This is a genomic window from Sphingobacterium paucimobilis HER1398, assembly GCF_000416985.1.
Taxonomy (GTDB): domain Bacteria; phylum Bacteroidota; class Bacteroidia; order Sphingobacteriales; family Sphingobacteriaceae; genus Sphingobacterium; species Sphingobacterium paucimobilis.
The window spans coordinates 118,875-133,638 of sequence record NZ_ATDL01000004.1; the positions used below are offsets into that span (position 1 = coordinate 118,875).

Consider the following 14,764-nt stretch of genomic DNA (forward strand, 5'->3'; position numbering starts at 1 on the left):
TTTTAGTTCGTACGTACAAGTTCGACACGTCTGTTCTTAGCTTTGTTCTCCTCCGAATCATTGGTCACAAGAGGTTTTTCTGCGCCGAAACCCGTAGCTGAAAGTCGAGATGCGTCGATACCATCTTTTGTTAATGCCTGTAGCACAGCATTGGCCCTGTCTTTGGATAAAGATTTATTATGTGTCTTATTCCCAGTATTGTCAGTATGCCCTTCGATGCTGACCTTAAGGGAAGTTTCCTCTCGTAATGCTTTGGCAATCTGCTGTACCAGCTCAGTCCCATCGCTTGTTAATTCGGACTTGTCTGTGTCGAAATTGATATATAGAATAGATTTTCCGTTTTCATTCAGATCTTTGGTGATCTGATCCGCAGTAACTTTGGTCATCGTTTGCACGAAAGATTCTTCTTGCAATACATTGAGCGATGCTCCAGCATTGTTTGACAGATATTGTATGTAGATGTTGCCCTTGTCTTTTGTGCGAAGTGCCCAGAATTTTATGTTTTGGCCTGCATAGCCCATGTCGCCCTCACCACCTTTATTCGGATCTTGTTTGTGGTAGCGGTCGTATTCTTCTCGAGTAATCGCTCCGTCAAATACATTTACAGCACCTACAGATTGTAAGTATTCTACCATGCTCTTTTCGAAGAAGTGTTGCGAAAAATCTTCGCCACGTAAAGGTGATACAAAGGTTTTATATAGTCTGCCTTCAAAAGGAGTCATGATGCCATCTATAGGAAAAAAACAGACATCAAATTTACGCAGCATGGGTTTGTTCATTTCTTCTAGCCCTTGGGGTAATTTTATGAAGGGGAAGTCACCAATATCGGCTGTCGCTACTGGGATACGCTGGATGTCAAAGCTTGATGTCTGCTGTAACTCGGAGGTCGCAACAATGTTTTCCGTCGGTGAGTTCCTGGAGGTGCTGTCTTGTTGGATTTCCTGGCCATGCTTTGTATTGTTGTTGCAGGCCAGCAAAACAGATATTCCTATTAGAAAAGAGATCTTTTTCATTGCGTTATATTGTGTAATTAACCCCTATTTATCGTGTAATGTGAAAACTGACCAGGTATAAATGGGTATGGCTGTTTTCACTAACAAAAGTAGTTGACTATGCAATAATTTGGAATACCCGTTAATAGGGGTTTTTACCCTCCTAATAATAGGAGGTGATTACAATAGGTTTTCTTGCACAACAAGCATGAGTAGCTCTGACGTATTTTTTACTTTAAACTTTTGGAGGAGGTTTTTACGATAGGTATCTATGGTAAATTTGCTGAGGAAAAGTTCTTCTGCTATGGTGGAAGTTGTTTTTCCCTGTGCCAGCAGCGCTATCAGTTGTTTTTCTCTCTTGGTGAGAGCCGGAAATGTTTTTGTCTGTACGGGGGTGGTAAGTATACGCATGACTTCGGAATCCATAACGATCTGCCCTTGTAGCGCATCCAGTATGCTGGATATTATTTTTTCAGAGGGGGTGCTTTTGAGTAAAAAGCCACAAGCCCCATTGTCGAACATCTGGCGGATAATACTCTGCTCGATTTGATTGCTGAGAGCTATAACCTTGATCAATGGGTGTTGGGCTTGGAGGTTTTTGCAGATATCAAGACCGTTTCCATCGGGCAAGTTGATGTCCAGTAGGAGGATGTCAACAGAAGGTCGTTCTTCCATAAACTTGTTAAAGTTTAATGCACTGCTGAAAGTCTGTACAGCAATAGTTGTACTGTGATTCAGGAGCAAAGATTTCAACCCTTCTAATACAATAGGGTGATCGTCCAGTATGACGATGTTTATTTTTCTAGCTGACATGTATTTCGATATTAATGGTTGTACCTTGGCCTGTCGCACTTTCTATGGCATATTGCCCCTGCATATAGTTCACGCGACTTTGTATGTTTTTAAGGCCTATACCGTGGAGATTCTGTTTATTCTGCGTGTCAAATCCCAGACCATCATCCTCCACAGTGAGTAGTAAGGTGTCTTCGTTTTGTATACATTGTACAATAATGTTTTTCGCTTTGCCGTGACGTAGTGCATTGCTCAGCAGTTCTTGGACAATCCGGTACAGGTTAGTTTGTATACTATTGGAGAGATTGTCAGAGAGTTCGGAAGACTGGTATTCAATCTGCGTTTCTGTTGTTGAAAAGCTTATGCAAAGATCACGCAAGGCGGTGTCGAGCCCTTTATGGAAGAGGTTTTCAGGTACCATGTTACGGGCGATACGACGTATTTCGGCTATAGAGCCTTCGAGTTGTGTGATAGCACGGTCTAGGGTTGGCCCTTGTCGCTGTTGTTGGGATTCAGAAAGTTGGATATGGATACCGGCCAGTGTTCCACCAAGTCCATCATGAAGATCCCGACCTATACGCTGACGTTCTCTTTCTTCGCCTTCCAGCAGCGCTTTGGTAACCTTTAATTGGTTATCGGTTTCTAACTGATGTATACGATTTGCATTGATTTTTTGTTTGCTCTTGTAAATATATAGGATGAATCCCAATAGTATCAACAGCAGAATGGCGGCTGCGGTAAAGAGCCCCGTGAAGATACGTTGGTTTTTCAGACGTAATGTGATTTCGTTTTGTTCCGCCTTCAAATGTTGGATAGCGGCGTCTTTCTCTTGGGTGCGGAGTTGAACTTCGAGGTTAGAGATCTGTGTAGCGATCTGGTCTTTACTGACGGAGTCCCGGTGTTTGATATAGCGCTTCCAATAGAGTGTGGCTTGTTTATGGTCGCCTATTTGTTCATAGGCCGATGCATAGGTCGGTAGTAGTTCGCTCAGGTCTACCGTTCCGAATTTTTCGGGATTGAGGTGTATGCTGTCGATAGGGTGGCTCTTTTTTAGAAGACTTAAAGCGCCTTGTTTGTCGCCTAAGCCTGCACGGGCCTTGTATCCTTGAAAGTGAAGGTTGAGGAGATAACGTGGTGGCACACCCTTAGCGTTAGCTAAGGTGTGATTGATCAATTTTTCGGCCTTCTGATAGTTCCCGTTTTGTAGGAGATGCATGGCCTCGAATGATGTAATACGTAGTTTCTGGGCTAGATTGGGCTGTATAAGTAGTAGCTCATTTGCTCTACGGATGGTCGAATCTGCCTTGGGACTTCTCTCTAATAGATTATAGACATTGGCCAAGGAACCTAAGGTATGAATATGATTGTACAATAGGTTTTCCTCCTTGGGTTGGATAGATTCGTAGCGTGCTACGGCCTTTTCCAGGTAAGGGACCGCTTCGTTGTACATGCTTTGATTGACAAAGGAACGCCCCATCTCTAGTGCAATCTCTGCGTCGTATGCGGGATTCTTGAGTTTCTGGGCGAGTGGCATGATGTCTCTTTGCAGCATAGCTAATGCTTTGTCCGCTAGGGCTTGATTGATAAGCCACCTAACCCGATTTATAGCCACCCGATAGGTGTAATCCCACGCGTCAGGATGGTCGTACTTGCGAAATATAACAAGAATGGCATTTACTTCTTTTTCGTCCCTGTAAGATGGTATAGCCTGATAGCGATATATGGCGTTTAGATATTCGTTGCCTTTGGAGAGGGTATTGCCCTGTTGAAGGTACTTTAAACCGCGTGCTGAATCTATATTTATCCATATTTTGGAGAGGTGAAAAGCTGCACGCGCACGTATGCTGTCCGTTTTTCCCTGCTTTAGAATGATTAATAAACTGTCATTCCTTGATTGATCACGAGGTTGAACCTGCGAGAAAAGCTTGCTGCTGAGTAGAGTGAAAAATAGAAAATAAAGTAATCTTTTCATGTTTTACGCCAGGTGCTTGGACAAGATGTCAAAGATGCATAATAAATAGGTAAATCGGAATATCCTAAATATAGGAGGTGGCTTTTAAATGTTGATATTCAGGATTAGTAGTAAATAAGTTGTATATTAGATAGATAACCGTTGTTATGCCTAAAGTGTATAGATATGAACAGAATACGTTTTCTATTTGTTGTGGCGCTTATTGCTGTGGCAAGCTTACTGTCAGCCTGTAAGTATGGGCGCTTTGTTTGGTACAATTTTGCAGACCTCAATGACTACAAAATTTTTCCGACACGTGAATTAAAGGCTTCGGACGATCCGTTTGTTTTCTATCATGCAGATGTGGAGACAAAGCCGACTGGTACTACGTACAAGGATAAAGAACTGTCTTTTGAGAATTTCCTGAAAGAGACAAAATCAGTAGCTTTCTTGATCATCCGTAATGATAGTATCCTATATGAACGGTATTTGGATAAATATGAGGAGGCATCTATAGTACCGTCATTCTCTATGGCCAAATCGGTCACTTCTATGCTTGTCGGTTGTGCTATCCAAGATGGTCTTATAGGCTCGGTACAGGATCCTGTGAGTAGATATTTGCCCGAAATGGCCAAAAGTGGTTTTGATAAAGTGAAGATAGCACATGTGCTGCAGATGACATCGGGCATCAAATTCAATGAAGGTTATTACAATCCATTTGGCGAGGTGGCTTCGTTTTATTATGGAACCGATTTGCGCAAGGACACCCAAAAGTTAAAATTAGAAGCTGAGCCAGGTAAGGATTTTGTCTATGCCAGTGGTAATACGCAACTATTGGGACTGATACTGGAGCGTGTGCTAAATGGTAAGACGATCACAGAATACCTGGATGAGAAAATCTGGAAACCTATAGGTATGGAGTATGATGCTTCTTGGAGTATTGATCGAAAAGACGATGGTATCGAGAAAACATTTTGCTGTCTGAACGCACGAGCACGGGATTTTGCAAAGCTGGGTCGTTTGTATCTCCATAAAGGAAATTGGGAAGGACAACAGTTGGTTCCCGCGGAGTGGGTCGAGGAATCGACTAAAGTAGACAGTACAGAAGGTAGCTATAAGCGCTACCAATATCAGTGGTGGCTACCGACGGAGAATGGCGATTTTGCTGCTCAGGGAATCTTGGGGCAGTATATCTATGTCAATCCGGATAAAAATTTGGTGATGGTTCGCCTGGGACATAAAGTGAATGCCAATTGGTTCCGGCAGTTTGTACGATTGGCAAAGGAGTATTAAGTTATAACGTCAGCTCCCCCGTAGTGGAGAGGTTTATGAACTTTATAGGGTTAATATATAGCTTCTAGACCTCTCCACTGGGTCGAGGTGACGATACAGTTTATAACCTGTCGTTGCACCTTCCAAGATTATTTACCCGTGTAAAACAAAATCATCTCCTCTAGTGCTCGGCTACAGACCGGGCAAAAGTCTTTTGGCGTATTGGCCTTCATGCGACAATCGTGTGAAGGAATGTATAGTCCATTTCCTTTTAAGCCTTCGAATGCACCGATCTTGACAGTTCCCAACATGCTGTCAGGAGTAGGGATTGGTGTGCTTTTCGCAACCATATCTGCCCATTTGCTCTGAAAGTCAACTAATGAGGTGTTGTTCTTTTCCCATGGTTCAATCTTTTCAATGGCTTTGTTTTCAAAAACATCGACTGCATAAAAATACTCGTCAGCTAATCCGGCAAAGCTGTGTCCGAATTCATGGACAACAACGGGTTCAAACTGTTCGTTTTTGGTCGTTGTAAGAGCATAAGAGTTAAGGATTCCACCGCCACCATATACATCGGTGTTGGAGAGGATGATGATATGCTGATAGGGGATGTTTTCTAGGAGCGTATGTAATAATTTGGTGTGCGATGTGGTTAAGTACCGCTCGGCATAGAAGGTGTCAAAATTGGACTGGACGGCTGTAGATCGCCATATGTTCTTGGATGGAACACTGACATTGGAATCTTTGGAAGGCGATTTTACGGCAACAATTTCAAATGCATTTTCATGTTTCTTAAAGACCTTGTGTTGGAATAAGCTATGGACAGTTTTTCTTGCATACTCCATAAATTCATTCATTTCGGTATCCTTGTATCCCTCCGCTACTATGGCTATTTTTATGGGGTTGGCTGTCGTAGCTTTATGGATTGTTTCGTACGGAATATCATTTGTTGTCGCTTTTCGGATTAAGATATCTTGGGGATCGATAAGGTGTGTCAATAGGATCGTTTCTTTGCGCTGGGCATCGAAGAAAGAGACCTGAACCTTGGCTTTTGCTTTTGGATAGGGAATTAAATAAGAGTTTTCAAAACTTTTAGTCGTTTGGTTGGATTCCTCTTGGGTCAGCCATTCCTGAAACAGGCTGCTGAAAGGCAGGACGTAAATCAGTTTGTCCGTTGCTGCATCGTATACTTTTATCTGACCATTACCCTGAATAGGCGTTGTACTGAGGTTGCCCTTTCTGCCATCCCATCGATTCAATTGTACCAAATCAGCTAAATAAGCATGTTGCTGAGCCTTGTTCCCTCCGAAGATATAGTCCAATCGCAGTGTTTGCTCCGTAAAATAATCATTAAACTGCTGCGCCTGTACCGAAAGGTAGGATAGAAAAATAGTCAGTACAAATATGATTTTAACTCCTGTTTTACGTATGGTCATTTTTTTTGTGTTATTGATTGTTCTTTGTTGTGTTTTGACAAAAATACAGGTTTGCTTTTGTTTCTTGCTTATTGTTTCAAAAGTCTTTAACTTTCGTCATTAAAATAGAGACAACATTTACTAACCTAAAACAGCATATCAATGATTATTACGCACATTGAAATATATCGTTTGAGCATTCCTATGGAGCCTTTTGTTATTGCAACAGGTACGATGGATTATGCCCAAAATACTTTTGTACGGGTCTATACCGATGCCGGCATCTACGGAGTCGGCGAATGTTCGGCATTTCCGATGATTGTTGGAGAAACACAGAATACCTGTATTGCGGTAGCGCAGGATTTTGCGAAGATTTGGAAAGGAAAAGATGCGTTGGCTTTGGAGGATCGTCTGGCGGAGCTGCATCTGTATATCGCAGGTAATGCTACGATAAAATCTGCTTTTGATATGGCGCTGTATGATATCGCTGCTAAGCATGCTGGGCTACCTCTATATCGTTTTTTGGGAGGGGAGAGACGTGAAATCACTACGGATATCACGCTGGGGATAGCGTTGGCAGAGGAGATGGCCGAGAAGGCATTAAAACTAAAAGAAGGCGGGGCTTTTGCGCTGAAGATAAAGCTGGGTAAGAAACCTACTGATGATATCGCCCGGATTAAGGCTATTCGCAAGGCGGTAGGTTTTGATTTGCCGATCCGTATTGATGCCAATCAAGGTTGGTCTTATGAGGGGGCTGTGGAGGCATTGCAGGGATTGGAAGCATACAAAATCCAATTCTGTGAGCAACCGATGCGCACGTATAATGATCACTTGTTGCCCGAATTGCGTACCCAAACTATTGTCCCTGTTATGGCTGATGAGTCGGTGTACACACATCGTGATGCCGAACGCTTATGTAAAGCGGATGCCTGTGATTATATTAATATCAAATTTTCAAAATCTTCGGGTATACACGAAGCGCTTAAAATACAGGCGGTGGCTGCAGAATACGAAGTGCCTTGTATGATCGGTGGTATGTTGGAGTCGAGGCTCGCCTTGGCTGCTAAGGTTCATTTTGCTTATGCAGCACCGAATGTGAAGTTTTATGATCTGGACACCTGTATGGTTGGACATCTCGAAGATCCTGTGGAAGGTGGAATTCAGTACCAGGGCTATGGCATCTCTATTTCAGAGGAAGCTGGTATCGGTGCTGATATCAAACAGGAGTTTTTGGATAGGTGTGAGAAGTGGGTTGTTTAAGGAGCTGTAGAGTTAACCAGTTAACAAGATAACTCGATAACAAGATAACTCGATAACTTGATCACAAAATAAAGAATATGAATAACACGACTTGGAATATAGGAATGTCGGAGGTGGTTGTCCTCCTGGTGATGGTGTTGATTTTGGTAGGCGCATTTTTCTTTGTGATGAAACTTATCCGAAGGAAATAGCTTTTTTATCATTTGTTAAAAAACACTTTCCCTCCACGGCTTTGCAGGTACTGGAGGGGCTAAAATAAATTATATTCAGTACCTTTGCTAGACTTGTTAAAACACGATAAAAGATGAGTACACAAAAAGGGCCTATCAGCCAATTTATTGAGCACAATTACCGTCATTTCAATGCAGCAGCTTTAGTAGATGCAGCAAAAGGTTATGAAACACACCTATTAGAAGGAGGAAAGATGTTGGTCTCCTTGGGAGGTGCAATGTCAACTGCGGAGTTAGGTGTATCCCTAGCCGAGATGATTCGTCAAGATAAAGTACATATTATCTCTTGTACAGGTGCCAACCTGGAAGAGGATGTCATGAACTTGGTGGCACACTCGCACTACAAGCGTATTCCTAATTGGAGAGATTTGACTCCAGAGCAAGAACGCGAATTGTTGGATACACACTTCAACCGTGTTACGGATACTTGTATCCCTGAAGAAGAGGCTTTCCGTCGTCTTCAAAAGCATTTGGAAGATGTATGGCATGCTGCTGAAGAGAAAGGCGAGCGTTACTTGCCACACGAATTCTTGTACCAAGTGGTGAATTCGGGCGTATTGGAGCAATATTATGAGATTGATCCTAAGAATTCTTGGATCGTTGAAGCAGCGAAGAAGAACTTGCCAATTATCTGCCCAGGATGGGAAGATTCAACTACAGGTAATATCTTTGCTTCGAATGTCATCAAAGGTAACCTGAAAGCTTCTACAGTGAAGTCTGGTATTGAGTACATGATTTACCTGACCGAGTGGTACCGTGCTAATTCTGATGGTAAAGGTGTGGGTTTCTTCCAGGTTGCTGGTGGTATCTCTGGGGACTTCCCGATCTGTGTTGTACCGATGATGTACCAAGATTTAGAATGGACTGACGTTCCTTTCTGGTCGTACTTCTGCCAAATTTCAGATTCTACAACTTCATATGGCTCGTATTCTGGCGCTGTTCCCAACGAGAAAATCACTTGGGGTAAGTTAGATGTCGATACGCCTAAGTTTATGATCGAGTCGGATGCAACAATTGTCGCTCCGTTGATCTTTGCTTATGTTTTAGGACAATAGAATTGAGGGGCTAGTTGCCGTCATTCCGACCGGAGCGGAGGAATCTATGGACTTGATGTCTGTTGAGTATACATATAAGTCGTTAGATCCCTCTGTTCCGCTTCGCTACAATCGGGATGACGCCGCTATCTCTTTTATCTCACATCTCATACCTAATAAAATGAACAATCTCCTTACTGATAATCCCGCGGCACTACAGGCTCTAATGTCGGAAACGATTTTCTCGACTGGATTTTCTACGGATCAGGGCGGAGTAAGCCAACAAGGCAATACGGAAGAGGTTGCTTTTGATAGCTCATCGGAAGAGTTTGTTTTTCAGGGCGATAAAAGTACAGGTGTCCTTTTTATTCTTCGCTATCCGGAATTTCCTTATTTCTCACCACAGGCAGAGGAGGCTTTTGTGAAGACAATAGGTGCCCTGCAACTGACACCACATAATGTGGCGGTGGTCAACTTGGCCAATCCTCAAAACCCGAACGAATTTAAACGGATCATGGAATTCTTTAAACCCACGAAAATCACCTTGTTGGGGGTTGAACCGGCTTCACTAAAGTTGCCTGAAATTGCTCATAACTCGTATATGCGCGGTAGGATAGCGACGGTGTTCAATACGTTCTCGTTTGAAGAGATGTTTGTCGACATCGAGAAGAAAAAGCTCTTTTGGGGAGAGTTTAAGAACTTTATCGGAAGTTAGTAGTTATCAGCTGAAGGAGTTAACAAGTTATTCCCGATGATGTCGAGACTTCATTTCACTAGGCAAGTAGACTGGATAACAGCATCACTCGATAAAAAAAGTCAATATATATGCTACAACTCGTATTTGCTACAAATAATGCACATAAGCTTGAAGAAGTACAAGCTATTATCGGAAATAAATTCAATTTGAAATCATTGACGGATATCGGTTGCCACGATGATATTCCTGAAACAGGAGTGACATTTCAAGAGAATGCGCAACAAAAGACGGACTACTTGGTAGAACGTTTTGATGTGAATTGTTTTGGTGATGATTCGGGTTTGGAAATAGATGCACTAGGTGGTGAACCAGGTGTTTATTCGGCGCGTTATTCTGGCAGTCGTGATATGGAACAGAATATAGAGTTGGTATTGGAGCGATTGAATGGACAAGCGTCTAGGAAAGCGTGTTTCAAAACGGTTATCTCACTTTTCTTAGCGGGCAGACAATACTTTTTTGAAGGGGCTATTGAAGGTCGTATCATCGAAGAGCGTCGCGGAGATGGTGGATTTGGGTATGATCCTATATTTATTCCAAACGGATATTCCCGTACGTTTGCTGAAATGTCAGCAGCGGAAAAAAATTTGATCAGTCATCGGTCGATTGCGGTATCCAAGATGGCAGATTTTCTAAATCAGTTTTGATTTTTACGAGCTTTTTAATTTTTCGAATAACTCTATGACACTACTTTTTTTTGATTGACTGATTGGAATCTGGCTATTGTCTACCATAATTAAAAATCCTCCGTCATTTCGAATATATTTTTTAATATGATTTGGGTTGATAAGATACGATTGATGAACTCTTAAAAAAGAAAATTTTTCAAGTAGTTTCTCAATTTCTTTGAGGGTTTTGCAAATCGTAGTAGACTTCGTTGAAAGTGTAAATATAATTGTATAGTTGCTCTGACTATTACAATAGATAATATCAGAGACATTGATAAACTCTAAACCGTCGCTCGTAGGTATCGCTATTTTGTCTTTTAGTATATCATCTCGTTTTAATTGTTCTAAAAGTTGATCGACTTTTAGAGATGGTGTTGATACCTCTCGTCTACGATCGAAACATATCAATATAGCTTCTTTAAGCTCATCCTCATCGATTGGTTTGAGCAGATAATTTATAGCCTGTGCTTTGAAAGCTTTAATGGCGTACTGGCTATATGCTGTCGTAAATATAACATCGAAACTCAGCTTGTCAAATTGCTCTAAAAATTCGAAACCATCCATGAGTGGCATCTCTACATCAAGGAGTAATAAATCAACGTCAATACGTTTCAGTACCTCTATTGCTTCTAGAGGCTTAGTACTTTTGAATACAATAGTTGCTTCTGGAAATAGGCTGGTGATATGGATTACAAGGCTCTCTACGCAATGCGTTTCGTCGTCAAGAATTGCTATGTTCATGATTGTTGATGTTTTTAATATGTATATGGATAGAAGTACCTAAAGGTATACCTTGAGAGTCTTCTTTATCTATGAATTTGTATTCAATATTAGCGGAATGGGTATTGTTGAAAAGCTGTATACGTTTGTTGGTGATCTCAGTACCACGACTTTCGTGTCCTTTGATTCTTCTTGATGCCTGAAAGCGACCTATTCCAGAGTCATCTATTACAATATATGCTCCATGTTCTGTTTCAGTGACTGATAGTTGAAGTTTCTTTAGTTTTTTTTCACTGGGAATTAGACCATGCCATATAGCGTTTTCAATAAAGGGTTGAAGTAGCATTGGAGGGATTTTTATTTCTTTTGTGTCTTCGCCCAGTGTATTTTCAATGTTATATACAAAGGTGTCGTCAAATCTGTTTTTTTCAAGTTCAATATAGAGTTTTATAAGATTGAGTTCTTCAATCAGTGTATGTGTAGCCATGTTGGTAGTTTCTAATACGGAGCGTGAAAAACGAGCAAGCATAATTAAGTACTTTATTGCCTCTTTATTTTTACTCTGTTGGATCAATATTTTGATTGCATTGAGGCAATTAAAAAGAAAATGAGGGTTGATGCGCATTTGAGTAGAAAGAATTTCAGCTTGTGCTAGGTTTTTTTCATAAACAGCCTTAAGATGCTTTTGTTTAGCATTTAGTAAGCGCTTATTGGCTTTCTCCTGATTTTGACGGTATCTGTATTGAAGGAAATATACGATAGATAATGTGATGAATAGCGCTATAAGTAATAGGATGATGATACCACGGTTGCGCATGCTACTGGCATGTTTAGATAATTTTGCTTCATTTATAGTGTGTTCAGCTTTTAGTAGCTCTATTTCAGTCTCTTTTTTCGCTATATTATATTGGCGGTTTATAGAAGCAATCTCTACGTTTTGTTTATCTAAATTAATACTGTCTTGATAGTCTCGGGATAGCTTATAGTGTTTAAGTGCTAGGGGATAGTTTTTGAGAGCTTCATATGCTGATGATGTGGCTAAAGCAGTAGCTTGCAATAATGCCTTGCTTTTGACTTGTTGAGAAAGAGATGCCGACTTTTCAAGCTGACTTATACTACGATAGTATTTCTTTTGGATATAACTAACCTGCCCTAGACGTAATAGCGCATTGGCTTGTTGCAGTTTGTCGTTGATTTCCCGAAATAGCGATAAGGAAAGATGGTAATATCGCTCAGCTAAGTCTAGATCGTCTCCAGCATTCAGGTAGCTGTCACCTAATGCTTTTAGACTCATAGCAATCCCCTTTTTATCACCTATTTGTTTGTTGATTTGAATGAGTTTGTTGAAGTATGTTCTAGCCTTTTCATATTGCTTCAATTTGTCGTAATAGCCCCCAATAGTTAGGTACTGTATCGCTTCACCTCTTTTATTTCCTTCTTGCTTGGCTGTAAGCAGCGCACGCTCCAAATATTCTAATGCTAGACTCTCCCGTCCTGGTATAGCAATGTAGGCATTGCCAAGACCGTTGCAGGCTATTTCTATATTACGCATGTTTTTTTCTCTCTCCGCAATATTAAGCGCAAACAAATAATATTTTACGGCGACATCATACGAATTTGCATACCTTGCGGCAACTCCAGCGTTGTTGGCATAAGTCATTTTTTCGATACCGTTATCCGTAGCTTTTTCTACAAGATGGAAAGCTCGAACGTGCAATGTCAATGCTGGCTTGTACTGCTGGTCATATCGTAGCAATAGTCCTAAATTATTGAGGCTATGGGCATATAAAGAGGAGTCTTTTGAAGAGGCAATCTTTACAGCATCAGTAGCTAATTGAATAGCTTCATTTGTTTTTTGAGCATCCCTTTGCAATTCCCGCGATAAGTCGACCATCAGTTTTACTCGTTTAGAAGAATCTCTTTCTATATCAAGTAACTGCTCTAAACTGTCTGTAATAGATTGTGCTGATAGCGATAATGTAGAAAGCAAAAAATATACTAAGCCAATGCTTAAAAGACTTAAATTATTAATCTGATACATTTGATCTCCTTTCATTTTGGTTAGATGAGCAGGCTACCAGTTGTAATTCAACGCGTGTTCCGGTAGGGACTCCTTGATAATCTTTGAGATCTGTAATACTGCAGTTGATCTTCTGTTGGTTGTGATGATGGTTAAATAGTTCTATGCGCTTTAAAGTCAGCTTTATACCAAGTCCCCCAATTTTAGTCGAGGATGGCTTTTTAAGATTATGACTGCGTCCTATCCCATTGTCCTCAATGATTACTTTTACCCCTTCTGCCACACTATCTACCGTGATGGATAATATTTTTTCTTTTTTAGTGCTAGGGAGTAATCCGTGCCAGATTGCATTTTCTGCAAAAGGTTGTAGTAAAAATGGCGGTGTGTTAAAATGGAGTGTTTTGCTTGTCAAGTTATTAGTTATATGGATGTTAAAGCTTTCGTCAAATCGTTTTTTCTCCAAGTCCAAATAATCGCTTAAAATGGATATTTCGCTTGCCAGGGAAATACTCTCGTTGTTGACCTGATCTAGTATAGAATGGATAAAACGGCTAAACGAGATGAGATATTTGATCGCTTTTTTTGATTCATTTTGGAGTATTAGATATTTAATAGCATTGAGACTGTTGAAAATAAAGTGTGGACTTATCTGAGCCTGCTTAGCTTGTATTTCGGACTTGAGTAGGTTGTGTTCGTGTTCAACTGATAGCCGCTTGCGTTCTTGATCTTCCAAATTTTCACGAATGCTAACTATTTCTTCTACTCGAACTTTGATTTCTGCTTCTAGGCGCTTGTTTGTCGCTTTGGTTCCCTGGTCTTGTAAAGCCAGCTGATGCATTCGGCTCCGTTGTCTAAAATCTCGTTCTTGTCGCTGGAATGCTGTTTTCTCACCCATGGCTAGAGCAAAAAAAAATGCCTGAAACGATACTCCGATTTGAAAGTAAGATGATGCACGTAGTTCATAAAAGTTAGCGAAGGGAACCGTGGTTGAGGAAAATCTTATGGAGGCAACGACAGCTCCTGTAAAATACAAAATACTCCCCAGGATGAAGAATGTCTTCACTGGCGAATCAATGTGCCAATGGATCTGTAGCAGGAAGTAGATGCTCAATGGAAAAATTAATACCCGTGCTATTATGAAAACTGTTAGATGCTGAGTAGCTATAGCGTTATAGTAAAGTAAGTATAAAAGGGAATAGCCTATACAAACAAAGCCAAAAAGTTGAAGCTTCTTGAATAGTTTAGGCCGTTGAAACTCTATGTTAATAAGCTTTATCGCAAAGAATATGTAAAAGGAAAATGAAAGTATAGTGACAGGCTCAATATACCTTCTATTATGTCGAAGATGATTGAGGAATGTGTTATCAAAATTCGAGATTTTTTTAAGTCCCGTGAGCGCATATAGTAAAATAAATAATAAAAACAATGTATAGTGGAGGTAGATTGTTTTTCGGGTTTTAAGAAAGATAGTGAGGACACCGAATAGCGTAAACGTGACGGCTCCACAAAACAAATAGCCTATCGCGTCGGATAGGACAAAGGGTTCTATATGTTCACCGAGCATATCTAAAAGTTTACAATAAAGTTCATGACTAACGAATATAGCATTTAATCTGCTTGGTCAGGATTATCAATTAGTATTTGAGCTATTTTATT

The 14,764-nt window shown here is 40.7% G+C and carries 12 protein-coding genes; 5 read left to right on the top strand and 7 right to left on the bottom strand.

The window, feature by feature from the left end:
• Positions 1 to 2 precede the first annotated feature (2 nt).
• From M472_RS26050 to M472_RS44340, 3 genes are all read right to left on the bottom strand, one after another.
• A complete protein-coding gene (locus M472_RS26050; RefSeq protein WP_021068768.1) occupies positions 3 to 1,013 on the bottom strand; it encodes an OmpA family protein in 1,011 nt (336 codons plus the stop codon).
• A 159-nt stretch (positions 1,014 to 1,172) separates the two neighbouring features.
• Complete coding sequence (locus M472_RS26055; protein ID WP_021068769.1) at positions 1,173 to 1,805, bottom strand: response regulator; 633 nt, start codon at positions 1,803 to 1,805, stop codon at positions 1,173 to 1,175.
• Complete coding sequence (locus tag M472_RS44340) at positions 1,795 to 3,756, bottom strand: sensor histidine kinase (RefSeq protein WP_021068770.1); 1,962 nt, start codon at positions 3,754 to 3,756, stop codon at positions 1,795 to 1,797. The genes M472_RS26055 and M472_RS44340 overlap by 11 nt, the downstream gene beginning before the upstream one ends.
• Positions 3,757 to 3,921: 165 nt before the next feature.
• On the opposite strand from M472_RS44340, the gene M472_RS26060 reads away from it, so the two are divergent.
• The gene (locus M472_RS26060; RefSeq protein WP_021068771.1) at positions 3,922 to 5,028 is read left to right on the top strand and encodes a serine hydrolase domain-containing protein; all 1,107 of its coding nucleotides are present in this window, start codon (positions 3,922 to 3,924) and stop codon (positions 5,026 to 5,028) included.
• A 128-nt stretch (positions 5,029 to 5,156) separates the two neighbouring features.
• On the opposite strand, the gene M472_RS26065 is transcribed toward M472_RS26060, so the two are convergent.
• A complete protein-coding gene (locus tag M472_RS26065; RefSeq protein ID WP_021068772.1) occupies positions 5,157 to 6,443 on the bottom strand; it encodes a M64 family metallopeptidase in 1,287 nt (428 codons plus the stop codon).
• Positions 6,444 to 6,584: 141 nt separating this feature from the next.
• Between M472_RS26065 and M472_RS26070 the strand changes: the two genes are divergently transcribed.
• The 4 genes from M472_RS26070 to rdgB all read left to right on the top strand — a co-directional run bounded on the left by M472_RS26070 (position 6,585) and on the right by rdgB (position 10,347).
• Positions 6,585 to 7,682 carry a mandelate racemase/muconate lactonizing enzyme family protein gene (locus M472_RS26070; protein ID WP_021068773.1) on the top strand — a complete coding sequence of 366 codons (1,098 nt, stop codon included), beginning with the start codon at positions 6,585 to 6,587 and terminating at the stop codon, positions 7,680 to 7,682.
• 304 nt (positions 7,683 to 7,986) lie between these two features.
• Entirely contained in the window at positions 7,987 to 8,967 is a 981-nt protein-coding gene (locus M472_RS26075) for a deoxyhypusine synthase family protein (protein ID WP_021068774.1), read from the top strand.
• A 55-nt stretch (positions 8,968 to 9,022) separates the two neighbouring features.
• Positions 9,023 to 9,661 carry a hypothetical protein gene (locus tag M472_RS26080; RefSeq protein WP_235049480.1) on the top strand — a complete coding sequence of 213 codons (639 nt, stop codon included), beginning with the start codon at positions 9,023 to 9,025 and terminating at the stop codon, positions 9,659 to 9,661.
• Positions 9,662 to 9,771: 110 nt separating this feature from the next.
• A complete protein-coding gene (rdgB, locus tag M472_RS26085) occupies positions 9,772 to 10,347 on the top strand; it encodes an RdgB/HAM1 family non-canonical purine NTP pyrophosphatase (RefSeq protein WP_021068776.1) in 576 nt (191 codons plus the stop codon).
• A gap of 3 nt (positions 10,348 to 10,350) precedes the next feature.
• Here the strand turns inward: rdgB and M472_RS26090 are convergent, their stop codons facing one another.
• Genes M472_RS26090 through M472_RS26100 form a run of 3 tightly spaced genes read right to left on the bottom strand, consistent with a single transcriptional unit; the run spans position 10,351 to position 14,672 of the window.
• Positions 10,351 to 11,109, bottom strand: a complete 759-nt coding sequence (locus tag M472_RS26090) for a LytR/AlgR family response regulator transcription factor (protein ID WP_021068777.1) — start codon at positions 11,107 to 11,109, stop codon at positions 10,351 to 10,353.
• Positions 11,090 to 13,144, bottom strand: coding sequence for a tetratricopeptide repeat-containing sensor histidine kinase (locus M472_RS26095; RefSeq protein WP_021068778.1), 2,055 nt, complete (start codon positions 13,142 to 13,144; stop codon positions 11,090 to 11,092). The genes M472_RS26090 and M472_RS26095 overlap by 20 nt, the downstream gene beginning before the upstream one ends.
• Positions 13,116 to 14,672 (bottom strand): histidine kinase, encoded by a 1,557-nt coding sequence (locus tag M472_RS26100; RefSeq protein WP_021068779.1) that lies wholly within the window; start codon positions 14,670 to 14,672, stop codon positions 13,116 to 13,118. The genes M472_RS26095 and M472_RS26100 overlap by 29 nt, the downstream gene beginning before the upstream one ends.
• Positions 14,673 to 14,764 lie beyond the last annotated feature (92 nt).